General features: G+C 67.3%; 19 protein-coding genes, 1 tRNA gene and 1 pseudogene. 6 read left to right on the forward strand and 15 right to left on the reverse strand.

From position 1 onward, the window contains the following. Positions 1–11: 11 nt before the first annotated feature. The 5 genes from QF046_RS08120 to QF046_RS08140 form a co-directional block, all read right to left on the reverse strand. Positions 12–746: an ABC transporter permease gene (locus tag QF046_RS08120; RefSeq protein WP_307368218.1), complete on the reverse strand. Its 735-nt coding sequence runs from the start codon at positions 744–746 to the stop codon at positions 12–14. Next, entirely contained in the window at positions 743–1522 is a 780-nt protein-coding gene (locus QF046_RS08125; RefSeq protein WP_307368220.1) for an ABC transporter ATP-binding protein, read from the reverse strand. The genes QF046_RS08120 and QF046_RS08125 overlap by 4 nt, the downstream gene beginning before the upstream one ends. A 193-nt stretch (positions 1523–1715) precedes the next feature. Continuing rightward, on the reverse strand, positions 1716–2303 hold the full coding sequence (locus QF046_RS08130) for a TetR family transcriptional regulator (RefSeq protein WP_307368224.1): 588 nt from the start codon (positions 2301–2303) through the stop codon (positions 1716–1718). A gap of 38 nt (positions 2304–2341) precedes the next feature. Next, a complete protein-coding gene (locus QF046_RS08135; protein WP_307368226.1) occupies positions 2342–3847 on the reverse strand; it encodes an L-serine ammonia-lyase, iron-sulfur-dependent, subunit alpha in 1506 nt (501 codons plus the stop codon). An 89-nt stretch (positions 3848–3936) separates the two neighbouring features. Then, complete coding sequence (locus QF046_RS08140) at positions 3937–5667, reverse strand: L-aspartate oxidase (RefSeq protein ID WP_307368229.1); 1731 nt, start codon at positions 5665–5667, stop codon at positions 3937–3939. Between the two features lie 71 nt (positions 5668–5738). Here QF046_RS08140 and QF046_RS08145 point away from each other — a divergent pair, with 71 nt between their 5' ends. Next, positions 5739–6704, forward strand: a complete 966-nt coding sequence (locus tag QF046_RS08145; RefSeq protein WP_307368234.1) for a LysR family transcriptional regulator — start codon at positions 5739–5741, stop codon at positions 6702–6704. 41 nt (positions 6705–6745) lie between these two features. Here the strand turns inward: QF046_RS08145 and QF046_RS08150 are convergent. From QF046_RS08150 to QF046_RS08160, 3 genes are all read right to left on the reverse strand, one after another. Next, a tRNA-Arg gene (locus tag QF046_RS08150) sits at positions 6746–6818 on the reverse strand. Between the two features lie 66 nt (positions 6819–6884). After that, positions 6885–7520 carry an asparagine synthase gene (locus QF046_RS08155; protein WP_307368237.1) on the reverse strand — a complete coding sequence of 212 codons (636 nt, stop codon included), beginning with the start codon at positions 7518–7520 and terminating at the stop codon, positions 6885–6887. 50 nt (positions 7521–7570) lie between these two features. Continuing rightward, entirely contained in the window at positions 7571–8230 is a 660-nt protein-coding gene (locus QF046_RS08160; RefSeq protein ID WP_307368239.1) for a GntR family transcriptional regulator, read from the reverse strand. Between the two features lie 191 nt (positions 8231–8421). Between QF046_RS08160 and QF046_RS18275 the strand changes: the two are divergent. After that, a pseudogene (locus QF046_RS18275) lies at positions 8422–8541 on the forward strand (hypothetical protein); the annotation flags it as partial. Positions 8542–8602: 61 nt separating this feature from the next. Next, positions 8603–9124, forward strand: coding sequence for an alpha/beta hydrolase (locus QF046_RS08165; RefSeq protein WP_307368243.1), 522 nt, complete (start codon positions 8603–8605; stop codon positions 9122–9124). Positions 9125–9137: 13 nt separating this feature from the next. Here the strand turns inward: QF046_RS08165 and QF046_RS08170 are convergent, their stop codons facing one another. The 3 genes from QF046_RS08170 to QF046_RS08180 are packed head-to-tail and all read right to left on the reverse strand — an operon-like array spanning position 9138 to position 11484. Continuing rightward, positions 9138–9272, reverse strand: a complete 135-nt coding sequence (locus QF046_RS08170; RefSeq protein ID WP_307368246.1) for a methionine/alanine import family NSS transporter small subunit — start codon at positions 9270–9272, stop codon at positions 9138–9140. Beyond that, on the reverse strand, positions 9269–10891 hold the full coding sequence (locus QF046_RS08175; RefSeq protein ID WP_307368249.1) for a sodium-dependent transporter: 1623 nt from the start codon (positions 10889–10891) through the stop codon (positions 9269–9271). Before QF046_RS08175 ends, QF046_RS08170 begins: the two co-directional genes overlap by 4 nt. 26 nt (positions 10892–10917) lie before the next feature. After that, positions 10918–11484, reverse strand: a complete 567-nt coding sequence (locus tag QF046_RS08180; protein ID WP_307368252.1) for an NADPH-dependent FMN reductase — start codon at positions 11482–11484, stop codon at positions 10918–10920. Positions 11485–11640: 156 nt separating this feature from the next. On the opposite strand from QF046_RS08180, the gene QF046_RS08185 reads away from it, so the two are divergent. Then, positions 11641–11988, forward strand: coding sequence for a YciI family protein (locus QF046_RS08185; RefSeq protein WP_307368255.1), 348 nt, complete (start codon positions 11641–11643; stop codon positions 11986–11988). Positions 11989–12072: 84 nt separating this feature from the next. Here the strand turns inward: QF046_RS08185 and QF046_RS08190 are convergent, their stop codons facing one another. The 3 genes from QF046_RS08190 to QF046_RS08200 all read right to left on the reverse strand — a co-directional run bounded on the left by QF046_RS08190 (position 12073) and on the right by QF046_RS08200 (position 18131). After that, positions 12073–13095, reverse strand: a complete 1023-nt coding sequence (locus QF046_RS08190; protein ID WP_307368258.1) for a LacI family DNA-binding transcriptional regulator — start codon at positions 13093–13095, stop codon at positions 12073–12075. A 145-nt stretch (positions 13096–13240) separates the two neighbouring features. Next, on the reverse strand, positions 13241–15631 hold the full coding sequence (locus tag QF046_RS08195) for a carbohydrate-binding protein (RefSeq protein ID WP_307368261.1): 2391 nt from the start codon (positions 15629–15631) through the stop codon (positions 13241–13243). 121 nt (positions 15632–15752) lie between these two features. Continuing rightward, entirely contained in the window at positions 15753–18131 is a 2379-nt protein-coding gene (locus tag QF046_RS08200; RefSeq protein WP_307368263.1) for a glycoside hydrolase 43 family protein, read from the reverse strand. A 211-nt stretch (positions 18132–18342) separates the two neighbouring features. On the opposite strand from QF046_RS08200, the gene QF046_RS08205 reads away from it, so the two are divergent. After that, on the forward strand, positions 18343–20778 hold the full coding sequence (locus QF046_RS08205) for a LuxR C-terminal-related transcriptional regulator (protein WP_307368266.1): 2436 nt from the start codon (positions 18343–18345) through the stop codon (positions 20776–20778). Positions 20779–21106: 328 nt separating this feature from the next. Here QF046_RS08205 and QF046_RS18280 read toward each other — a convergent pair whose 3' ends face one another. Beyond that, on the reverse strand, positions 21107–21181 hold the full coding sequence (locus QF046_RS18280) for a hypothetical protein (RefSeq protein WP_373425753.1): 75 nt from the start codon (positions 21179–21181) through the stop codon (positions 21107–21109). 895 nt (positions 21182–22076) lie between these two features. Here QF046_RS18280 and QF046_RS08210 point away from each other — a divergent pair. Beyond that, positions 22077–25295, forward strand: coding sequence for a tandem-95 repeat protein (locus tag QF046_RS08210; protein ID WP_373425754.1), 3219 nt, complete (start codon positions 22077–22079; stop codon positions 25293–25295). The last annotated feature ends 18 nt before the right edge of the window (positions 25296–25313 follow it).

Below are 25313 nucleotides of genomic sequence, written 5' to 3' on the forward strand. Positions count from 1 at the left end.
CGAGCCCGGCCCTACGGGGTGCGGCGGCGCAGGGTGAGCGGGGCGAGCACGAGGAATCCGACGGCGAACGCCACCACGATCAGCAGCGGAGCTCCGACATCCCAGCCCTCGTCGCCCGCGGCGACCGCCTGGATCGCGTCGATCGCGTGGCTCAGCGGCAGCCAGTCGGAGATCGCGTAGAGCACGTCGGGCATCTGGTCACGGGGCATGAACAGACCGCCCAGGATGATCTGCGGGAAGACCAGAACGGGCATGAACTGCACGGCCTGGAACTCGGTCGACGCGAACGCGCTGGCCAGCAGCCCGGTCGCGGTGCCGAGCACGGCATCCACCACCGCGACGAGTCCCAGCTGCCAGAGCGGACCGTCGACCGTGAGTCCGCACACATAGACCGCGAAGGCCACCGTGACCACGGCCTGCAGAATCGCCATCAGACCGAACGCGAATGCGTAGCCGACGATGAAGTCGGCTTTGCCGAGCGGGGTGGTCATCAACCGCTCCAGCGTGCCCGATCGGCGCTCGCGGAGGGTGGTGATCGAGGTGATCAGGAACATCACGATGAACGGGAAGAGCGCCAGGATCGCGCCGCCGAAGCGGTCGAAGACGCCGTCCTGATCGGCGAACAGCCAGGCGAACAGGCCGACCAGCAGGCTCGGGGCGATGAGCATCAGCGCGATGGAGCGCGGGTCGTGCCGCAGCTGCTGCAGCACGCGCCCCGCTGTGGCGAAGGACCGGTGGAGATTCATCGCTCCTCCTCCCTCCGAGAACGGCGCGTCTCGTGCTGCACGCCGGTGTCGTGTTCGATGAGCGCGAGGAAGGCGGCCTCGGCATCCGTTTGCCCGGTGTCGGCGAGCAGCCGCTGCGGCGTCGTGTCCGCGATGATGCGCCCGTCGCGCATGAGCAGAAGCCGGTCGCAGCGCAGCGCCTCGTCCATCACGTGGCTGGAGACGAGCATGGTCGTGCCGTCATCGGCTATCTCACGGAACAGACCCCACAGCTCGGCGCGCAGCACCGGATCGAGACCCACGGTGGGTTCGTCGAGAACGATCAGCTCGGGTTCGCCGAGCAGTGCGGCACCGAGGGAGACGCGGTTGAGCTGCCCTCCGCTGAGAGCATCGACGGACTGGTTCGCGTGCGCGGCGAGGCCGACCTGGGTCAGAACCCGGTCGACATCGGAACGAGGAGCGCCGAGGACGGATGCGAAGTAGCGCAGGTTCTCCCGAACGGTGAGGCCGGTGTAGACGGCCGACCCCTGCGTGCCGTACGAGACGCGTCGGCGCAGACCCCGGGAGCCGGCGGGCTCTCCGAGGACCTCGACCGTGCCGCCGTGCGTGCGCTGCACGCCGACGATGGAGCGCATCAGCGTCGTCTTGCCGCAGCCGGAGGGCCCGAGCAGGCCGATGACCTGACCGCGCGGGATGCGCAGCGACAGGCCGTCGAACACGTCATGACGCCCGCGCCGCACTTGCAGCCCATCGATCACCACCGCATCCGTGCCTGCGGCATCCGCGTTATTCATCATGCGTTGAATTATGGTCCCGGTCGGCTCGCGGGTCAATCCCCTCGGTTCCGCGAGTCCAGGTCGCAATGGTTGCCGCTTCCCCGCGGTTTTGGCGGCATCCGATGCGACCTGGAGCGAGGAGCGCGCTGCTGTCGGACGGAGACGGATGCCGAGGCGGGAACGGATGCCGAGTACGGGACACCAGCCGAGGCCGTCAGCCGAACAGGTACCGCTGGATCGTCGGTCCGACCTGCGCCACGAGCTCATCCGGCGTGGCGTCCGCCATCGCGGGCAGCTTCACGACGTACCGGGTGATCAGCATGCCGGCGATCTGCGAGGCCACCAGCGATGCGCGCAGGGACGCATCCGGCCCGTCCAGCTCCGCAGCGATGCGCGGCAGCAGCTCCCGCGACAGGAAGCCCGTCATCAGCGGTGCCGTCAGTCTGCTGCTCACCGCCGTGCGCAGCACGATCACGCCGCGCTTGCGCACCTCCGGCCGCTCGAACGCCTCGAGCACGAAGCGCACGATGTGCTCCCCCGCCTGATCCCGCGGCCCGCGCAGGATCCGGGGCACCTCCAGGTCTGGTCGCAGCGGAAAGTCGGTGACCTCGGCGAAGAGATCGGCCTTGGCGCCGAAGTAGTGGTGCACGAGCGCGGCATCCACCCCCGCCCGCGCAGCGATCGCCCGCACCGTCGCGCCCTCGTAGCCGTGCTCGCCGAACTCGTGCACCGCAGCGGCCGCGATCCGCGCGCGCGAGTCGGACTCCCCCGGGGGACGCCCCCTGCCGCGCCTGGTCACCATGAGGTCAGCCTACGACCCGACTCCACCCCCGAAGCGGCTCAGCACTCGATGACATTGACCGCGAGGCCGCCCTCGCTGGTCTCCTTGTACTTCGTCGACATGTCCAGCCCGGTCTGGCGCATCGTCTCGACGACGGCATCCAGTGAGACGAAGTGCTCGCCGTCGCCGCGCAGGGCGAGGCGGGCGGCGGTGACGGCGGTGGATGCCGCGATCGCATTCCGCTCGATGCACGGGATCTGCACGAGCCCGCCGATCGGATCGCAGGTGAGACCGAGGTGGTGCTCCATCGCGATCTCGGCGGCGTTCTCGATCTGCCGGTTCGTGCCGCCCATCACGGCGGTCAGCCCGCCGGCAGCCATGGCGCACGCGGAGCCGACCTCGGCCTGGCATCCGCCCTCGGCCCCCGAGATCGACGCGTTGGCCTTGAACAGCGAGCCGAGCGCGGTGGCGGTCAGCAGGAAGCGACGGATGCCGCGGCGACGGTTCGCCTCGGCGGTCTGCTCGTCATCGAGGGCGTCAACGGCGGGCGTCTGCTCTCCGCCGAACCCCAGCAGAGCACTGCCGACGAGCTCTCCGTGCGGGGTGACGGCATTGCCGACGCCGAGACCGGAGTCGGCGAGGAAGCGCCACCAGTACATGCCCACGGCGGGCAGGATGCCGGCGGCGCCGTTGGTGGGAGCCGTGACGACCCGGCCGCCCGCGGCGTTCTCCTCGTTGACGGCGAGCGCGAACGCGCCCAGCCACTCACCGGGCAGCGCCTGATGCCCGTCGGCCTCGGCGGCCTCGAGCTGCGCACGGATGTCGGAGGCACGGCGCTTGACCTTGAGGATGCCGGGCAGGATGCCGCCGGAGTGCAGTCCCTCGTCCACGCAGGTGCTCATGGCATCCCAGATCGCATCCAGGCCGGACGCGACCTCGACCTCGCTGCGGACGGCGGTCTCGTTCAGCCGTGCGATCTCGGCGATCGACAGACCGTTCTCGTCGCACAGTTCGAGAAGCTGCGCGGCGGTGTCGTACGGGTAGGGCTGCTCGGCCACGGTGATCCGGGCCTCCTCGCCGTCTCGGCGGATGAATCCGCCGCCGATCGAGTAGTAGGTCTGCTCCAGCAGCGGGGCGCCGTCGGTGTCCAGCGCGCGCAGCGTCATCGCGTTGGGGTGCCCGGGGAGGCGCGTGCGCGGGGTGAAGACGATGTCCTCCTTGGCGAAGTCGATCGGATGCCGGCCTGCCAGGTTCAGCTGCGAGCCCCCGCCATCTGATGCTTCGGGCCAGTTCTGCCAGATCGCCCGCACGTCGTCGGGATCGCAGGTCTCGGGCAGCAGGCCCTGCAGACCCGCGAGCACGGCGTCCGGGGTGCCGTGTCCGAGGCCGGTGGCCCCCAGCGAGCCGAACAGCTCACAGGTGACGCGGCTGACCCGCCCGAGCAGGCCTTCGGCCTGCAACCGCGCGGCGAAATCGACCCCGGCGCGCATCGGGCCGACGGTATGGGAGCTCGAGGGACCCACTCCGATGGAGAACAGATCGAAGGCCGAGACGTACGCAGTCACACCCCCAGCCTACGGCGCTCGGTGACCGCTCGGTCTGTATCTCGGGGCAACTCCCCGCCACGGACCGTGCCGGGCGGGGAGCCTGCACCCTATTCGACGAGCTTGCCGGTGCTGTCGACCTCACGCATCAGCTCCGCGATCTCCTCGGGGACGGCACCGATCGGCTCCCGCGTGACGCCGGCGGTCGGCGACCATACCAGGTTCACCTGCAGTGCACTGTCGGTGTCGGGGAAGTCGCTGCGGTTGTGGCATCCGCGGGTCTCCCGGCGCTCCCTCGCCGCCTCGAGGGTAGCCCGCGCGGCGATGGCCGAGGCCCGCAGATCGAATGCGTGTGCGAGGTCCTGGAACCCGGCGATGTCGGGGTGGATGCCGACGTCCTTCATCCGCTCCTCGATCGCGTCCAGCTCGCGGAGCCCCTCGAGAAGGCCCTCCTCGTCGCGGACCACGCCGGCGTGCTCGGTCATGGTGTTGCGGATCGCCCGCTGCAGGGCGCGCACGTTCTCGTGCCCGTCGGCGGTGAGCAGATCGTCGACCTCGGCGCGCGCCTGAGCCACGGCCTCCGCCGAGCGGTGCTGCGACTCCAGACCATGTGCGTGCGCCATCGCGGCCTGCGCCACGATGCGCCCGTAGACGAGCAGCTCGATGAGCGAGTTGCCGCCGAGGCGGTTCGCGCCGTGCAGGCCACTGGCGGCCTCACCCACGGCGTACAGGCCGTCGACGTCGGTGCCGTGGTCGTCGGGACGCACCCACACGCCGCCCATCGAGTAGTGCGCGGTCGGCGCGATCTCGATCGGGTCCGTGGTGATGTCGAGCATCTGCAGCTCGAGCAGCGTCTGGTAGACGCGCGGAAGACGGTTCATGATCGTCTCGCGCGGCAGATGCGACACGTCCAGCCAGATGCCGCCGTTCTCGGTTCCGCGTCCTTCCTTGATCTCGGTGTACGCGGCGAGCGCGACGCGGTCGCGGGTGGACAGCTCCATGCGCTCGGGGTCGTACTTCTGCATGAACCGTTCCCCCAGAGCGTTGCGCAGGATGCCGCCCTCGCCGCGCGCTGCTTCGGAGACGAGGGTGCCGGCCGCGTTCTCGGGCTCGATGATGCCTGACGGGTGGAACTGCACGAGTTCGGGGTCGCGGATGCGGGCACCGGCCTCGACGGCCAGGCGGAAGGAGTCCCCGGTGTTCTCGTCGCGTCGCGAGGAGGTGCGCCGCCAGATGCGGGTGTGTCCTCCGGCGGCGAGGATCACCGCGTCGGCGTGGATGAGATACCGCGTGCCGTCGCTCTGGTCGAAGCCGTAGGCGCCGAAGACGACGTTGTCGCGCACGAGGATGCGCGTGATGTACACGCCGTCGAGGATGGGCACCTCGAGCTCCTCGGCGCGGCGCACGAGGGTGCGCTGGACCTCGAGACCGGTGTAGTCGCCGGCGAAGGCGGTGCGGCGGAAGGTGTGCGCGCCGAAGAAGCGCTGCGAGATGCGGCCGTCGTCCTCCCGCGCGAAGCCCATGCCCCAGCGTTCGAGGTCGCGAATGCCGCGCTCGGCACTCTTGGTGACGATCTCGACGGTCTGCGGATCGGCGAGCAGGTAGCTCTCCTTGATGGTGTCGGCGGCGTGCTGCTGCCAGCTGTCCTCGGCATCCATGGTGCCGAGCGCCGCGTTGATGCCACCGGCGGCGAGCGAGGTGTGCGCATCCTGACGGGGACGCTTGCCCACGGCGAGGACGTCGATGCCGTGCTCGGCCACTTCGATGGCCGCTCGCAGCCCGGAGCCGCCCGTTCCGATGACCAGGACGGTGGTGGATATCTGTCGTTCACGAGCATTCATGCTCTTCACGGTAGGCACACCCCGGCTATAACTCCAATGCATTATCCGAGTGGTTTCGATAGCCTGAGCGTATGAATCTGGAACAGCTCCGCGGTTTCGTCGAGGTGGCGCGCCTGGGCCATTTCACCCGCGCCGCCGAGTCGCTGCACGTGGCGCAGCCGTCGCTGAGCCGGCAGATCTCCACCCTGGAGCGCGAGCTGGGGGCGCACCTGCTTCGCCGCGCCCGCGGACACATCTCGCTGACGCCCGCCGGAGAGGCGCTGCTCCCCCGCGCGCAGCGCATCCTCGCCGAGGTCGCCGCCATCGGCGACGAGATGGACGAGCTCGCAGGGCTGCGCCGAGGACGTGTGCGACTGGGCGCACCGCCGACGCTGTGCGTGAGTCTGGTCGCCGAGGCGATCAGCACGTTCCACGACTCGCATCCGGGTGTGGATCTGCACCTCACGGAGGGCGGCTCGCGCATGCTCGTCGATCAGCTTGCCGTCGGCGACCTCGACATCGCGCTGATCACGGCATCCGATGCCCGTCCGCCGCACGGCGTGACGCTCAGCCGCGTCGCCCTGCTCGAGGAGGAGCTCGTGGTGGTCACCTCGGCGACGAACCCGCTGGTGGAGGAGGGCGCCGCGGTCGGGATGGAGCGCCTCGCCGGCCTGCCGCTGATCGCCCTGGACCGCAGCTACGACCTGCGCGAGACGACGGATGCCGCCTTCCGCGCTGCGGGTCTGGCTCCGAGCCCCGTGCTCGAGGGCCCCGAGATGGATGCCGTGCTGCGCTTCGTGGAGCGCGGCCTCGGCGTCGCAGTGGTCCCGGCCATGGTGCTGACCGATCGCCCTGCCCTGCGCTCGGCCCGGCTGTCGAACCCGCTCACGCGCACGGTGAGCCTGGCGCACCGATCGGACGTCTCACCCGGGATCGCGGTGGCCACGATGCGCGATGTGCTGGTCAGGACCGCCGCGGCCTTCGCCGACCGCGATCCCGCGCTGCACAGTGTGATGGAGACGGAGCCTCGACGTGCGAGGATGGCCGGGCGGGAATGAGAAAACCCCCGCCGCTTCCGCGACGGGGGTTTCATGCACTGTGCGCCACAAGGGACTCGAACCCCTAACCTTCTGATCCGTAGTCAGATGCTCTATCCATTGAGCTAGTGGCGCATGGCCCTCAGCGGGCCAAGGAACAGCCTACAACACCGTGATCCGAGATGTGAAATCGCCGGGGCCTCAGGAGCTGCCGGCATGCCGCGCTTCCCGTCGGCTGGTTCGCTCGCTCTTCACCGCAGCCTTCTCGGAGACCTTCTCGGAAGCCTTCTCGCGCTTGCGGCGGGAGCGCTGCTCGGAGGAGAGCGCCTGCAGGTCGACGAGCTTGAGCGCCTGCATCCGCGCATCCCGCATCCGGTCGTAGTCCGGGTCCTGATCCGGACGCATGCCCTCGACGCGCAGCCGACGATCGAGGTTGCCGCGCACATCGGCCCAGGCGGCGGACCGCGCCTCTTCGACGAGCGCGCCGAGCGCTTCGGGATCTTCGGTCATCTTGCGCAGGCGCTCGGCGACTCCGGTGGACTGCTTGGCGCGCCGACGCAGGTTGCGCACGTCGCGGTCCCGGTAGTCGTGCGTGCCGTGCGGGTCGGAGTGGCGGCCCTTGGCCCGCTTGCGCAGTGTGGTGAGGTTCTCGGCTGCGTCGTCGGATTCCCGGGCCATGGCCAGCAGCGCTGAGCGGGCGACGTCCATGTAGTGGTCGAGCTCGAACGTGCCGCCGCCGGCGATCGTGCCGACGAGGATCTGGTTCCGCACGGTCAGCCTGGCCGCCGCTGCGGCGATCGCCACACCTTCGGCGATGGCATCCCCTGTGCGTCCCACGTAGACCTCCCGAGTCGAGCGTACCGGCAGGCACCGACCCTCAGCGAGGGTCAGTCGATTTCATCATGTCGGCCGAACAGTCGCTGCTCGGCAGCGATCCGCCCCTCCGCGAGGTGCGCGGGGATCAGCCGACGGATGGCGGGGACGTCGCCAGCCTGCATGGCCGTGAGGATCTCACGGTGAGCGACAGCCATCCCGGCCAGGTCATCGTGCGGACCGAACAGCCACCGCAGGCGAGTCACCAGCGACCCCGCGAGCTCGGAGAGCATGGCGTTGTGCGCCAGGTGCACGGCGGTCATGTGGAACCTCGTCGATGCCATGCGCGCCGCCGTGACATCACCCGCCGCCGCCGCGGCATCCTCTTCGCCCACGATCGACTCGAGCAGCCGCAGACCCGACTCGCCGGCCCGTTGCGTGGCGAGTTCGAACGACAGGGTCTCCATCGCCTCACGCACCTGGGCGAAATCCTGCAGATCCTGCGCCGAGAAGGTCCGCACCACCGCCCAGGTGCGCGGAGTGGCGATGACGATCCCATCGGATACGAGGTCTCTGATCGCCTCACGCACGGGCAGGCGCGACACCTGCAACTCGGCGGCGATGTCCCGTTCGACCAGGCGCGAGCCGGGAAGACGTCTGCCGAACAGGATGTCCTCGCGCAGGATCTCGGCCACGCGCGTCGACTCCAGCTGGGTCGTCCGCTCCATCACCATGTTGGCAGTCAACCATTCGGCCCGGTCACACACCAGTATTTCGCTGAGACGGATGCCATTCTGGAACCATGACCCTCCCGCACCCCGCACTCGATGGCATGGTCCGCGTCTACCCCGCAGGCTCCGGGCCCCTGCAGGGTGTCGGCCTGCTCTGGGCGCATGGCGGCGGCTTCATGCATGGGGATCTGGACATGCCCGAAGCGGATGCCGTCTCGTGCGCCTTCGCCGCGTGCGGCGCCGTCGTCGCCAGCGTCGACTACCGGCGTGTGGTGGACGGGGCCGACCGCTTCCCTGCCGGCTCCGATGACGTACTGACTTCCTGGCGCTGGCTGATCGCGCAGGCCGCCGAGCTCGGCGCGGACCCGGCCCGGCGTGTTCGTCGGCGGCGCGAGCGCGGGCGCCAACCTCGCGACCGGCGCGGTGCTGCGGATGCTGGGGCACGAGCCTGCGACGGCATCCGCTCCGCTTCCCGCCGGTGTCTTCCTCGCCTACCCGACGTTGCTGGCTGTCCAGCCGGCGCCGGATGCCGAGTTGCGTGCGGCGCTGGATGCCGACCCGGCAGCCGACCACTTCCCCGCATCCGTGGTGTGGGGGATGTACGAGAACTATCTGGGTCGCGACCCCGAGGGTGCGCCGATCTCCGCGATCCCCGGCCTCGCCACCGCTGCCGAGCTGTCGGGCTTCCCGGCGACGATCATGGTCAACGACGACACCGACGAGCTGCGCGTGTCGGGTGAGGCGTTCGCGGCGACCCTGGCGGATGCCGAGGTGCCGATCGACGTGTCCATCGAACCCGGAACCACGCACGGACATCTCAATCGTCCCCTCGACGAGAACGCGCCCGCGTTCGAACGGACCATCCAGCGGGTGGCGGACTGGATGGCGGCGCGCTGAGCGTGCTTCTCCGCTAGAGCTCGGCTGGCGGATTCGGCTCGGTCTCGGCGGCCTCGGGATGCCGGGCCAGGTTGATGATGCCCGCGATGAGACCGCCCCAGACGGTGACCATGGCGATGACCATCATGATGATGGCGACGAGGGTCATGGCTGTGCTCCCTTCGAGGTGTATCCCGGAACTCTGACGGTTCCGGTCTCGGCATCCGGCATGTAGTCCTCCTCGATGAGGAACTCGTCGTACTCCGGATCGTCCTTGGCGTGCGATCGGCGACTCCACGGCAGCAGCGACAGCAGGATCGCCAGCACGACGAGTGCGATCACCATGCCCCAGCCGAAGATGGCCAGGAACCAGTCCGGGTAGCCCTCGTACGGCGTCGTGACCTTGGCGATCACCGCATTGACGAACAGGTAGCCGAGCACGACCGGCGCAAGGGCGCCGACCAGCAGCATCCAGAACCACCCGATCCTGAAACTGGAGCGGCGGTTGAGGTGCTCGCGCAGCACCGGCAGCTTGTGCAGCAGCCAGGCCACGACGATCACCGCGACGAGAGCCACGGCCATGATGCCGAAGGCGTTGATGAAGGCATCCGTGGTGTCCAGGACTGCGAGCGCGGTGGTCGTGGAGAACATCGCGATCGAGATGAGAGCGACCGGGATCGAGACGGTCAGGGTGGTGCGCACACGCCCCCAGCCGAGCTTGTCCTGCAGAGCCGCGACGACGACCTCGAGCACCGAGATGAGCGAGGTGATCCCCGCGAACACCAGAGCACCGAAGAACAGCACGCCGATGATCGAGCCGCCGGTGGCCTGCGAGACGATCGTGGGGAAAGCGATGAACGCCAGGCCGATGCCATCGGTCGCGACGCCCGCGACATCCGTCCCCTGCGCCTGCGCCATGAAGCCGAGCGCCGAGAACACGCCGATGCCGGCGAGGATCTCGAAGCCGGAATTCGCGAACGCGACCACGAGGCCGGATCCGGTCAGGTCGGTCTTGCGCTTGAGGTACGAGGAGTAGGTGACCATGATGCCGAACGCCACCGACAGCGAGAAGAAGATGTGTCCGTATGCCGAGGCCCAGACAGCCGGGTCGGCGAGCGCCTTCCAGTTCGGGGTGAAGAAGGCGTTCAGCCCGTCGACCGCTCCGGGAAGGAACAGCGACTGCACGACGAGCACGGCGAACATCACGGTCAGCAGCGGCATGAGCACGGTGTTCGCCCGGCCGATGCCCCGCTTGACGCCGAGCGCCATGATGATGATCACGATCAGCCAGACGCCGATCAGCGGCAGCCCGACCTGGGGTACGAACTGCGTCGAGACGCCGGTCTTGGCGACGTTCCCCATCTGCAGGAATTCATTGAAGAAGAAGTCCTCCTCCTTGCCCTCGCCCCAGGTGAGCTGGGCCGAGAACCAGGTGTACATCGCCGCCCATGCGATGATCACCGCGTAATAGGTTGCGATGACGACGCAGATGAGCACCTGCCACCAGCCCAGCGGCTCGGCCACCCGGTGCATGCGGCGGAAGGCGAGCGGCGCGGAGCCCCGGAAGCGGTGGCCGATCGCGTAGTCGAAGAACAGCAGCGGGATGCCGGCGGTCAGCAGCGCGCAGAGGTACGGGATGAGGAAGGCCCCGCCGCCGCCCTCGTAGGCGACGTAGGGGAAGCGCCAGATGTTGCCGAGACCGACAGCGGAGCCGATCGCCGAGAGGATGAAGACGTTGCGCGAGCCGAAGGCCTCGCGCTTGGTGGTCTGCGTCGTCGCGTTCGCCATGTGACGAGGGTACCCGAGGGCGCCCCTTATGAGCGGGGCAGCACCGTCAGCACGCGCTCGACGTGATCCCGGAACTCCTGCATGAAGCCGCGCAGGAACTGCTCGGTGTCGGGCTTCGTGATGGTGCCGTCGTCGAGGAACACCTCCGACGTGTAGTGGATGTACGCCTCGGGGGCCGTCATCTGACGGGCGTTGCAGAATGCCATGACCGAGCGCAGGTTCTGCTGGGCAACGGCCGTGCCGATGACGCCGATCGAGGCGCCGATCACCGCCGTCGGGACGTGATGGAACGAGTTCTGACCCCATGGCCTAGAGGCCCAGTCGATCGCGTTCTTCAGCGCACCGGGGATCGACCGGTTGTACTCAGGTGTGACGAAGAGCACCGCGTCGCTGGCGTCGATCGCGTCCTTCAGCGCCCGCGCGACCTCGGGGTAGTCCGCGTCGTAGTCCGGGCTGTACAGCGGCAGGTCGCCCATCGGGATCTCGGTGAACTCGAGGTCGTCGGGGGCGACGTTGATCAGCGCTTTCGACAGCACTCTGTTGACCGACGTGGACGACAGGCTTCCGACGAAGTATCCGACCTTGTACGACATGGCAGCTCCTCACGGTTGATGTGACACAAGTGTGCTCCCGGATGCCGCGGCTGTCAGCCCCTGCTTCTGTACTGCCCGGCGGGAATCACGTAGCATCCCACCAGGTCCGCGCCGCTCGCGGCGGGACCGTCGCGAGCCCACGTCGAGGAGACTCATATGCCCCAGTTCGCCGTTCTCATCTACACCGGTGATTCCGCCCACGAGCCGGATGCGACGAAAGAGGACCTCGCGGTGCCCGATGGGCACGCCGACGCCATGACGGCATCCGGCGCCATGCGTGCCGCCTACGCGTTCACCCCGCGGAACATGGCCCGTTCGGTCCGCACCGACGGCGTGAGCGAGGGCCCGTTCGTGGATGCGGCGCAGGTCGTCGCCGGTGTCTACATCCTCGAAGCGCAGGACTGGGACGAAGCGCTCGCGCTCGCGTCGACGGACCCTGCGATCCAGGGCCAGAACGGCATCGAGGTGCGTCTCGTCCACAGCGGGGGCACTGTCGAGGCGTGACGAGGTCGGGTCCGGACTTCGCGGCGGGAGCTCGTCACCGATGGGCGCACTGCTGGCGGCATCTGATCTCCATGATCAGCGGCGTCATGGGCGAAGCGGGGCGGTGGACGCCCGGATCTTGAGCTTCGGGGCGATCATCTCGCGCTGTTCGTTGTCCTCGCCATCGATGGCGGAGATGATCGAGCTCAAGGCCAGTCTGCCCAGGGCTGCGAAGTCCTGGCGAACGGTTGTCAGCGGCGGCAGGAAATGCCGCGCATCGGGAAGGTCATCGAATCCCACCACACTGACGTCATCGGGTACGCGGAGCCCCCGCTCATGCAGGCCATGGATCACGCCGAGCGCCATCTGGTCGTTCGCGGCGAAGATCGCCGTCGCGGTGTCCGGCTCGAACGCCAGCCCGAAACGGTATCCGAAATCCGATGTCCAGTCGCCGACGAACGGGTCGGAGAGGTCGAGGGCGGCATCGGTCAGAGCATCGCGCCACCCTCGAACGCGCACGCGGGCGTCGTACCAGTCCTGGGGTCCGGCCAGATGGATGATGCGCCGATGCCCTATCTCGATGAGGTGGTTGACGGCCAGCATCGCGCCCTCATGCTGATCCACGCCGACCGTGTGAATGTCGGGATGCGGTTCGGACTTGATCACCACCGTCGGAAGATTCACATTCTGCCCGGCGAGCAGATCAAGAGAAGATGCGCGCGGTGCGATGACGCACAGCCCATCGACGCCTTCCGCGAGCAGGTCGACGACCCCGGCATCCAGCTGCCGACCGTCGCCCTCGGCGATCGAGTACGCGCTGATCGCGTACCCGACCTCGCGCGCCGCGACCTCCAGGGCGCGCAGCGTGCTGTTGGGGCCGTACTGCACCGGCGAGTCCACGATCACGCCGATGCGATTCGCTCGCCTCGTGGCGAGGGCGCGCGCGATGGAACTCGGCGTGAAGTTCGTCTCGGCGATGGCGGCGAGTACGCGCTCGCGCGTCTGCTCGCGGATGTTCGGATGACCGTTCAGTACGCGCGACACCGTCATGTGGGATACGCCGGCGACCTTCGCGACGTCGTACATGCTCGGTCGACGCCAGCCGTTCGGCGAGTTCGAGTTCGCCATCATCTCCCCCTGCCGGTCGAAGTCGGCCCGCGGGTCTCAGCGTAATGCCCGCACATCGACCCAGTGCCGTATCCGACGACAGGGGGAACGCCGTGGCGCCCACGGACCAGAGGCCCGCCGACGCCACGGCGTTCTGAGAGACGTCCTACGAGCGGTACACCTCCGCCAGCGCGTTGAGCGCATCGGTGAGCTCGGGGCTCGCCGATCCGACCTTGCGCACGGCGTTCTCCAACTGGGCGACGATCGCCTGGTTCGCAGCCGAACCGGACGCGAGGTGCTCGGCCTGGTCGATGTGCTTGCGCACCTGCGCTGCCGCGTTGGCGTTCAGTGCGCCTGCGGCCTCGGCCTGGTCCACGAGCGTCCGCGCGTCGTCGAAGGTGACCTCGCCGCCAGTCGGATCGACCGGGGCGAACTCCCAGTAGTCGGCGTCGAACAGCACGGTCTGCGGCTCGGAACCGGTGAACACGAAGAAGACGTCGTGGACGCCTGTGGCGCCGGACACCTCGGTCGTGAGTTCAGCCCACTCACCGATCGTGGAGTCCACCGGCAGGGTGGCCACCACGGCACCGTCGACCGGGTCGTCCAGACGGATCTCGATCGATCCGCCCACCGCCTTCGGCATGACGCGAGCAGTGAAGCTCTCGGCGCCGTCGGTTCCGAAGTCGACCTGGGAGATCCCGGTCCAGTCCTGATCCTCGATGCGCGTCAGCACCACGTTCCCGCCGTTGTTGTGCTCAGGGAACACCGACGACGCACCCGGCTGGATGTCGAAGTAGGTGCCCTGCTGCCAGGCGAAAGTCTGCGCTTCGATCTTGCCGTACGGGTCGAAGTTCTCGATCTGCGTGGCGCCGCTGCGCGTTCCCTGGATGGGCACGATCAACCCGTCCTCATTGAAGGACATCTCCTCGACGTGGGTGTTGCGAAGGTTGCCCCACACCGGGAAGGTGGTCGCCGTGCCTTCCTTCCAGGCTTTGCCCAGCGTGCGGGAGTGGTACAGGAAGTACGTCCGGTCCTTGTACTGCATGATGTCGGAGTGGTTGTTGCCACCGGCATCCTGGAAGAACGAGTTCGGGTTCTCGAACGCGACGCCGACGTAGTTCTCCGGCGTCAGAGACATCGGATCGTCGGTGATCATGTACGGGATCGAGCCCGCCGACGGGTACTTGCCCTCTTCATAGCGGATGCCGAAGTTCGCCGAGTACGTGTAGTAGTACTTCCCGTCGTGCTTCATCATCGATGAGGCCTCGAAGACTCCAGGAGCGTCGATGTAGCGCACCGCGTCCTCGCAGCTCTCCTCGCCCTCGCCGTCGCACGCGACCTCGTACATGTTGTCGCGCAGCTTGACCACCGCGGTCGACTTCGGATGCTTGGGAGCGTCGCCGATGGTGTTCCCACCGAAGTAGAGGTAGGCCTGACCGTCGTCATCCACGAAGATCTCGGGGTCGAAGAGCCACATGCCGGACTTGAACTGGATGGGGTTGCCCTGCGAGATGAGCATCCTGTCGTTGCCGGTGTACCCCGCCTCACTGCGCACATCGTGCCACGGGCCGAGCGGAGAATCGCCCATGAGCACGGCCGTTCCGGATCCGCCGTTGCAGAAGTAGAGGAAGATCTTGGTCTCCATCTCTCCGGTCTCGGGGTTCTTGACCTCGCGGGCGATCGCGGCGGGAGCCCAGGACCGGCCAGCCCACGGCGCGACGCCATCGGGTCCGGCGACGGGGACCTCGCCGTGATCGACCCAGTTGACCATGTCAGTGGTCGAGGAGACGTTCAGCGTGGTGACGTTGTACTGCCCGTCACTGGTCGCGTATCCGAACGCGTCCTTGTCGCGAGCCGTGTAGTCCTGGTTGTCGTTGGTCGCGTAGACGTACAGCCGACCCTCCCACTCCAGCCCTGTCGGATCCGCACCGAACTTCCAGGGGTTGATGGGGTTGTGGTCATCGAGGCCCTTGACGAGCACGTCCTCGACCGCACGACGTTCGGGAGCCGGCGGCTCCTCTTCGCCCGGCGCCTCGGTGGTCTTGACCAGCGAGACGTTGTCGATCTTGAAGTCGGGGATGTCGCTCGCGGTCGGCGAGCTGCTCCAGTTGTTCTCGAAGAACAGCCAGTCCCACTCGTCGGTGGTGGCGGTGAAGGTGACGTCGAGTGCCAGCCATTCGCCCTTCTGCGCGGTCGCGCTGCGGATCACCTTGCAGACGGCGCCGTCGTAGTTGTCAGGGCAGAGCGTGAAGTTGAAGTTCTTGGTCGCGTCGCCCTCGTCGTACTTCAGCTGCGCCGTCAGGCGAAGCTGGTCGCCCTCCTTGATCTTCCCGGAGATGTCGTAGAAGGGGCTCGACTGCGTCGTCGTCCGGCCGACGATGGCCAGGCTGCTGCCCGAACCGCCGAACCCGTCGTCGGACAGTTCGAGCGTGCCGCCGCGCTGAGCACTCCAGCCATCACTCCCCGTCCCGAAGGCACCGTTCGTGATGAGCTCGTCGCCGACAGCGGATTGCGCGGCGACACCGCCGCTCAGAATGATCCCTATGGAAGCGATCATCGCGATCGTGGCGGCGCGGACTTTCCCTCCGCGCCGTCGTCGTTGAACACGCAGCATGGTTCTCTCCTTGGTGTGTTGTATCGGTTGGGGTCTTGCAGGGTCTGCTCGCGCAGCCGCGGCACTAGTCGACGATCGAGACGTCGCGGATCTTGACGTTCCCGCGGGTGTCGACGAACACCCGGTAGGACCCGACGTCGTAGGTGTCCGCCGCATTGTTCCGGATCACGAAGGTCTCGCTGATCTCCGTCTGCCCCGCGAGCGACCACGTCTCGGTGACGGTGACGGTCAGCCGGTTGTTCTCGCCGTTCACCTTCTCGACGGTCGCGGACGGTACGGCGCTCACGAGCTCGCCCTTCGGTTCGCCGCCGGATGCGAGGAACTCCGCGACCGCGAGCTGGAGCCGCTCGACGGCGGCATCCGCCTGCGTGTGGGTGTGGATGCCGGCATCCTTCGCGCGCTGCGCTTCAGCCAGCCAGAACTCGACATCCTTCGCCTTCTCGGTCGCGCCGTCGTGCAGGTTCAGCGCCTCGGCCGCAGTGATCGCGGCATCGACGCGGTCGGCCGACACGGGCTGCGCCGGATCAGCATCCGACAGGTAGAGGTAGTCGAAGTCGGCGTGTCCGCCGGTCGCTTCGGTCGCGTAGCTGAAGAGTCCCAGCCTCGGTCCCATGAAGTGCGTCGGATGCCATCCGCCGAAGGCGGTGACCGTCTCGGCGCCGAGCGCATTCCAGCTCTGCCCGTCCCAGGAGTAGAACCACCGTGCACGCAGGTCTCGGCCGTCGCTGCCTGATGTGTCGACTCTGAGATAGACGCCGTCCTGCCCGTCCGGCACCGGCACGGACGCGATGAACTCCTCCACCTCTGCAGCTTCGATGGCCCCGAGTTGGCCGCGCACCTCAGCCGGAGTCCTCTCGACGAGGCCGATCGACAACTCTCCGTCGACCTTTCTCGCAGCGGCGTACGTGAATGCCCGGTTGTAGACGGCGAGCCCGGCGGTGTCACCGTCGTTCAAGCCGCTGAAGTCCAGGCGCGTCTCCGCGCTCATCCGCGGGAGTACGACCCGCTGGCTGAGGGTGTTCCGCGCCTCTTCCAGGTAGGTGAGGCCGCCGGCGTTGTCGCCGCCGCCGCGGTGCGAAGCCTTGCCCGTGACGACACTCGGCGGCGCAAGCCGCAGCCAGCCCTCGCGGTCGGTCAACGACCAATGGCTGTTGTCGGGAGCGTGGTTCCACTCCCACTGCGCCCGCAGATCGGAGCCGTCGTAGGCGACTTCATCGAGCGCGTCGCCCTCGAGCCCCCATCGCTCGTATTCATGGGTCCAGGGCTGACGTCCTGCGTCGTTGCGGAAGTCGTCGGAGGTGACGATGGACTTGGCTCGGGCGAGGTTCGCCTGATCCTCGTCGAGAGTGATCAGGTGGTCGAAGGTGTCCGGATAGCCGACTGCGCCGGCCCGCCCGAAGACGGGCCATCCGGCATCGGCGGATCCGTCCGCGGGCCAGACCGCAGGGATCAGCGCCGGGATGCGACCCCACGGGTAGGTGTCGCGGAAGAAGAATCCGTGCCATGTGGTGGTGCCATCGCCGTTGGCGACTTCGACCAGGCTTCCCTGCGCGTAGCCGTTTGAGTTGAGTCCGGAGTGGTCCTCGTATGTGTTCGCACCGCCGGATCGCTCATCGTACTTGCCCAGCAGGAACGGGGATCGCAGAATGAGCACCTGTCGGGACCACCCGGAGCCCGAGGTGATCATGACCATGTAGTACATGCCGTCGATGTACGCGAGCTGGCTGCCCTCGAACAGGCCCTTCGTCCATTCCGCGCTGTAGTCCGATTGGCGGAAGATGTTCGGATACTCCTCGACGATGGCCCAGTCGTTCTCGGGATCCAGCTTCACCGCGGTCTGGGCGCCATTGCCGTAGAAGACGTAGGGGTCCCCGCCGTTGGCGTCGTCGAAGAACAGCGTCGGGTCGTGCATCCCTCGGCCGAACTGCACCCGCTCCCACGTGCCATTCTCCGGGTCGTCGGTATAGAGCATGTAGGCGCCGCCGAGGTTGTTCGTGTTGAACAGCACGTAGGTCGTGCCCTCGTGATAGCGGATCGAGCTCGCCCACTGCCCCTGGCCGTATGACGACTTGCCATTGCGGAGCGAGAAGCCGTCGCCGGTGCTGATCCTGTCGAACGCGTAGTTGACGATCTCCCAGTTGACGAGGTCGTACGACTTCATGATGGGGGCGCCCGGGCTGAGGTGCATGGTCGTGGACACCATGTAATAGACGTCGCGGCCCTCGTCGTTCTCGGCGGCGGGAACGCGTGCGACCGAGACATCGGGCACATCCGATCTCAGCAGCGGGATGTCGTACGTTCCGTCTCCGTTGTCGGTCGAGGTGATCGACGGGACGAACGGAAAGTCTTCAGTCGCCGATGACGCGCTGGGTGCGATGACGCTCGCTGCCAGCACGCCCAGAACGGCACTTGAGATCCAGAAAAGCCCTTTGCGTCTTTGCATCTTGCTGCCCCTTCACGCCCGCCGGCAGCATCGCCAGGGGAACATCGAGAACCGAATGTTAACGGTAACAGATTGATGTTAACGGTAACAGAGTCGGCTCGAGCGAACAAGGGCGGAGCGACGTCCTCGCGGATTTCATTGCCGGAACAGCCGCGAACAACGCCTCGGACTCCTACGATGAGGGCATGGGGCACTGGGGCTGCGGCACACGATGAGCGTCGAACCCTCGCGCGAGAACATCAGCCTCGCTTCCCACGCGGAGACCAGCCATTCGATGCTCTCGCCGCTGATCGGCCGAGAGGCCGAGTTGCGTGCCCTGCTCCGGCTGCTCCACACAGGCGGGACCACTGTCATCAACGTGACGGGTGCGCCTGGCGGCGGAAAGTCGGCTCTCGTGAGCGCCGCGCTCAGGGGCCGCTCGAGGTCGCTCTTCGTCGACGTCCAACGACTCGATCTGACCGGCGAAAGCATGGCATCCGCGATGATGGGGCTCCGCCATCACGTCTCCCACGCACCCATCCCGCTGCACCGCGACGACTCCCGATCGAACGGGGAGAGGATTCTCCTGCATGTCGAGCGAGCGGATGTGCTGGCTCGATCAGGTCAAGAGCTCTCTCGACTCCTCTCAGGGCACGGCGGACTCATCCTGTTGGTCGAGTCGGTACCGCAGATGCGCGACGCCACCGTGGGTATCGTCCACGCAGGACCGCTCGGACCGGATGCCGCCGGGGAGCTGTTCCGCCGCACAGCTGAGTCCGTGGCGGTTTCACTCAAGGACGACGAGGAGTCGAGGGACTCGATCCGGCGAATCTGCAGCGCGGTCGACGGGAACGCGTTGGCGATCGAATTGGCGGCACTGCGGTTGCCACTCGCTCCGCTTGCCTCGCTCGCGGATCTCCTCGAAACACCGGAGCGGGCGCTCGCCGTTCTGACCATGCCCGCCAGGGTGGGAACGACACGGGCCGTCAGGACAGGTATCGCCGACACCCGCCGGACCTCGTCTGCTGATGCCCAGCAGCTCCTCGACTCGCTCAGCGTCTTCTCCGGGTCGTTCACGATCGGGGCGATCGAGGCCGTCTGCGCCGGACAGCTCCCCTCGTGCTACGACGCACTCGGGGAACTGCTCGACCTTCGACTCGTCGAACTGGACCAGGACACAGGCGGGCGCGAGGGCAGGTATCGGCTCAGCAACCTCGTCCATTGGTTCGCCGCCGAGAGACTCACCGCATCCGGTGCGGCAGCCGAGGCGCGAGTCGCACACGCCGCGCACTATTCCGAGGTGGCGCAGCGAGCCGCCGCCGCGTTCGACGACGCAGACGAGGAGGCGGCTCGCCGTCTTCTCGGCGAGGACTACGCCGAGGCCCTCGCCGCCGCTCGATGGCTGGCGGCGTCGAATCCGGATGCCGCGCTCCGGCTCGCGGCAGACCTCGGGTGGACCGCTGACCGATACGGCAACGCCGCGGCGCTCATCGAGGTTCTGACAGCCCTGACGCACACGACGAGCGTGGGAACCGCGGCGGCTCGGCGGGATGCACTGCTGTGGCTCGCCGCGATGGCGAGCTGGTCACCGGTGGTCAGCGACCGCTCCGAATTGATCGGTCGCCAACTCGAGGAGGGGCTGGGTCTGGGCCGCCAGATCGCGGATCCGCTGCCTTTCCTGCGTGCATTGCACACTCACTTCAACGCTGCGGCGGGGCTGGGAGAATTCGAAGCCGCAATGAGGTCTTGCGTAGAGGGGCTGCGGCTGGCGTCCGAGATCGGACACACTCGCTGGCTCGGCCGCTTCGAGATCTCGCTGGGCACGATGAATGCCGCGCTTCGTCGATACGAGGAGGCCGCGAGCCTGACCGCGTCAGGGTTTGAGCGTGCCATGCGCGCCGGTGATCGGACGGGAGTGGCGTTGGGCAGCCTCGCCCTGCATGCGCTCCCCCCGGAGTGCGTCACCGACCGCGCCGAGCTGCCCTCCCTCGAGGGGGTGCTCGAGATGTTCCGCGCTCAGAGCGACCTCGTGCACGAGATGCACACGCTGGCGATCCTTGCCCAGGACGCGATCGAATCAGGCGATTCGCATCGGGCTGCCGCGTGGGTCCTGACCCGTCAGGAGCGACTCGGGCGGATGGATCTCCTCAACGGCTTGACGATCTCAGCCATGTGCGCCGTGCAGATCAGCCTGCTCCGCGGCGAGCCAGCGATCGGCGCGTTCCTGCACGGAAGCATTGCCGCGCACATCGCGCCGCTGATGGCGATCATGTCCCCCGCCCACTCCGCGCTGTACCGCCATGCGCTCGACAGCATCCGCGGTTCGCTGAGCCTCGAGGACTATGCGCGGCAGACCGCTCGAGGCCGGATGCTGGACCGCGACGAGACACTCTCAGAGCTGTTGACCTACCTTCGCGAGGTCGTCGACGCGGCACCCGCTCCCCCGGCAGCGAGCGCCGCCGCCGCTTCCCCCGAACTCACTCCACGGGAGCATCAGGTTCTACGGCTCCTCGCCCAGGGCCTGCACAACAAGGAGATCGCGGGCGCACTCCGGATCACTCCGAAGAGCGTCATGCATCACACTGTGTCGATCTACCGCAAGCTCGGTGTGCGCGGACGTACCGAGGCGGTCACCGCCGCGCTCCACTCCGGCATGCTCTCCCCCTGACGATCTGGGCGGGCGCGTCGACAAGGCGGGCAAATGCCCGATGCGCCGCGCGCGCCGGCTTCCTAGCCTGGGCGGACCGGTTCACGCAACGCGTCAGACCGCCCGAAAGGATGTCGATGATGGCAATTCACCACGCACTCGGAGCACGTCGGGGCCTCGCCCTGCTTGTTGCGAGCGTCCTCGCCACGGGATCGCTCACCGTCCTTTCCCTCACCGGCCCAGCGCCTTCGGCCTCAGCGACGCATCTTCCGGGTCCGTCGGTCGACTGCTACTACGGAACCTTCGACGGCTGGATCGTGAACGAAAACCTCGGTGCCACCGACGACGTCTACGACCGTGATGCGCTCGCGAGCTGGTTCGCGCCGCTTCCGTATTCCCCGGCCCCGCTGTACAACTCCGTCATCGCCCCTGGGCGCAGTTCGGGCGTACTCGACAATGATTTCACGCTTGGCTTCCCCGCGGACAATCATGTGCCTCTCAGCTCGACCTACCGGGCGATCCTGTGGGCGAGTCCGGATCACGCCAAGTCGTTCACACTCAACCCGGACGGAAGCTTCACCTACGTCCCCGCCGACGGCTACTACGGCGCGGACAGTTTTCAGTACGTGTACGCGTCGCAGGCCGTGGGCAGTCCCTGTTCGAATGTCGCGACCGTGCGCATCGCGGCGGTGGATCAGGTCCGAACTCAACGAGACGTCTACACGGCCTACCAGGACACGCCGCTCGAAGTGGGCAAGCTCGTCTGCGGATTCACGTGCGGTCTGCTCGACAACGACGTCCTCGCCAATCGCGACACCGTCGTCAGGTCGGTTGCGGCGAGGTTTCCGGTGTCCTTCACCGAGAAGACTGTCGGGTCGTTCGCCTCGATCGAGACCGATCAGGGCGGCACACTGACCTTCGTCGATCCGAACGGCTCATTCATCTATACGCCACCCTCAGGATTCATCGGTGTCGACTCGTTCCTGTATCGCGCCCGGGGAACCTCGCCAACCGGCCTGCAACTTTCGCTTGGTGCTGAGGAGAACGCCGCCCACACGAGGGTCACCATCAACGTCGTCGCGCCACCGGCGCCCGATGTGCCTGCCGGCGAGCCCGACCTGCTGAACGCCGTCGAAGACACCTCGCTGCCCATCCAGTCGGGCGATCTCCTCGAGAACGACGGGCACGCCGCCTATATCGGATACATCGGCGGCGCCTTGTTCGACGGACAGGACGAGGTGCGCACTCAGCACGGAGTGCTCCGGATCGGATGGGTCGAATTCATCCCAGGAGTGCCCTTCAACCTGATCGTCAGCAGCATGACCTACACGCCCGACCCTGATTTCACCGGCGTCGACCGGTTCACCTATTTCGTCACGAACGACCCCATCGACGGCGCGACGACACCGGTCGATGCCTTCATCGATGTCGCGCAGGTCGTTGATGCTCCGTCTGTGACGAACGACACGGCGACGATCGACGAAGACACCCCGACAACTGTCGATGTCGCCGCCAACGACACCGACGGCGATGGCGATCTGCGGCCGGCCTCTGTGGTGGAGGATCCCTGCGATGCGCATCTCTGCGCGCCGGTGGGTCGGGACCTGTACCTTCACGGCGAGTGGACGGTGAATGACGATGGCACTGTGACATACACTCCCGAGCGGGACTATGTCGGTGAGGCGATCTTCCTGTACCGGATCAGCGACGCGCTGGGCCAGTTCGGCTTCGGACGTGTCACTGTGACGGTTCAGGCGAGCGACGCCATGGATGACGGATTCGATGCCGTCGAGGATCAGCTTCTGTCGGTGGCTGCGCCCGGAGTGCTCGGCAACGACGACCCCGCAGCGGCGGGCGACAACCCGATCGTCACGGTTCCGGCCGAGCACGGCCAGGTCGTGATGGCGACCGATGGCTCATTCACCTACCTTCCTGGGGACGATTTTGCGGGGAAGGATCAGTTCACGTACGAAGCCGGGGACGACCCGGCTACGGTGACCCTCGACGTCGCAGCCGTGAACGATGCTCCGGTCGTGCACCTGAACCCGTACTGCGACCCGTCCCAGCCCCTCGTCCTGTGCCTCGGTGACCTCGACGACAGGGATCTTCTCGAGGGCGAGGCCGCCGAGCTTCGAGGAAGCATCGCCGACGCCGAGTTCGATGTCGGCACCTACGTGATCGAATGGGGCGACGGCAGCCAGAGCACCGGCAGCTATCCGTGCAGCGGTGAAGGCTGCCCGTTCGAGTACTTTCCCACGTTCAACAGCGGACTCTGCATCCCTCTGTCGAGCTGCGCCGGACCGCTCTTCTTCGCCTTCGAGCACTCCTACGGCGATGATCCGACGGGATCCGCAGCCTACTTCCCGATCACGATGACGGTGACCGAGGGGGATGGGACGACGAGTGCGGGCGTCAGCAGCGCGAGAGTGCTCAACTCTCCCCCGACGATGACCCTTGCCCCTGACTGCGGGGCCGCTGAGGGCTCGATCTGCCTCGGAGACTACTCGATCCTCGCCGGACAGCCCGGAGACCTTCTTCGCGTCGGCGGCAAGGTCGACGACATCGGCCGCGACGTCGGAACGGTCACGATCGATTGGGGCGACGGGTCCGAAGACACGGTGATTCCGACCGGATGCGACGACGCTGACAGCACATGCGCGACACCTTCGGAGCGGGATTTCGGATGCGCCGCCACCCTCACCGCGCCGCCGTCGTGCGGCTACTTCGCCGGGACGCACGCGTACGCGTCAGGCGGCGACTACATCATCACCGTCGTGGCGGACGACGGTGATGGCGGGGTCGACCAGGAGACCGCGACCGCAACTGTGACGCACGCGAACGGAGCACCGGATGCCTCCGACGGGAACGTCGTCACGCGCGAGGACACCGCGATCACTGTCGACCTGGCCGACCTCGTCACCGATGGAGAGACCGCGGATGCCGATCTCGGATACGAAGTGATCGTGGATCCGACGGCTGGCACGGTGACGCTGGCCGGCTCCGTCGCGACCTACGTTCCGTCGGCGGACGCCAACGGCGTGGACTCGTTCGAGTATCGGGTCACCGATCGGGGCGCCCCGGATGACTGCGGCGAGCCCAGCGATGACTGCTCGGGTTCGCTCGGCGCCATGGCGACCATTGGAGTGACGGTCACCGCTGTGAACGACGCCCCGTCCTTCACCGGCGGGCAGAACATCCACGCGGTCGGCGACGGGGTTGCGGTATCCGAGCCGGGCTGGGCGACCGGCATCTCAACGGGCCCCGCCGATGAGGCGTCCCAGACGGTCGAGTTCGTCGTCGACACCGAAGACTCCGAGTTGTTCACCGCCGACGGACAGCCTGCGATCTCGGCCGACGGAACGCTGACGTTCACCCCGGCGGCCGGAGGAATCGCAGAGCTCAGTGTCACCGCGGTCGACAGCGGACCGGCTACCGCTCCCGACGACAACTCGAGCGAGCCTCAGGCGCTCACGATCTCCATCGTGCCGCCGAACCGGGCACCCGTCTTGATATCGCCCGACGAGCCGACGGGCTCGTACTCCGATTTCCTCTCATTCATCGTGTCCGCGAGCGACCCTGAGGACGGACTCAGCGGGGTCACGATCGAGGTCGAGGCGCTGCCGTCGGGCCTGACGGCTACGGGCACCGCGGAGCAGATGACGATCTCGGGGGTGCTCACCGCCGAACCCGCAACATATCCGGTCATCCTGCGCGCGTGCGACGCACTCCACGCGTGCAGCGAGACGGTCCTGAACATCGTGGTTCAGCCAGAGGCCATGGCAGTGAAGCTCGCCTCTTCCACTCCATCGGCTGTCCCTGCCGATGCGAGCGGGGTGGCGCCGCCCATCACCTTCTCCGCGAAGCTGATCGAGGACAAAGACGGACGTTGGGGTGACCTCACTCGCATCCAATCGAGCGATCTGAGCGGAACCCTGACTTCCGTCGTGACCGGTTTCGAGACGACGTGCGCGCCACGGATCGTCAAGACGACGGCTGCGCGCGGCAACGCGCCCGGGACCCTTGAGCTGACGTGCACGTTCGCGACGGGTGTGCCGGTTGGAGTCTACGATGTCGCGTTCTCGGTCGGTGGATGGTTCGCCGGCGGAGCCAGCGCCGCGTTGACCGTCACAGCGACACCTGTGCCAGGCGACACCGTGACGGGCGCAGGATCGGTTGCACTGCCTGGCGGCGGTACGGGTGATTTCACCTTCTCCGTAGCGCCGTCGGGGAAGAAGGCGGTGACCGGCACGTGGACCTATGCCGAACGAGACGCTGGCGCAGTCGTCATCCGATCGGTGAACGCGACCTCGATCACCTCGTTCGCAGTGACCGGATCCGGCGCATCGCGCACGGTCGTCATCACCGGAAAAGCGCAAGTCGACGGCATCGGCGGGTACGACTTCCGAGTCACGGCGATCGATGGCGGAGGCGCCTCGGATGCGTACGGCCAATCGGTCACGGGCGCCAAGAAGGCAGCTGCACCCCCGCTGAGCTTCACTCCGCTTCCACTGGCGAGTGGAGACATCGCCTTGCAGTAAGGGTCGAGGGTGTGGGCC

Source organism: Microbacterium sp. W4I4 (assembly GCF_030816235.1).
GTDB lineage: Bacteria > Actinomycetota > Actinomycetes > Actinomycetales > Microbacteriaceae > Microbacterium.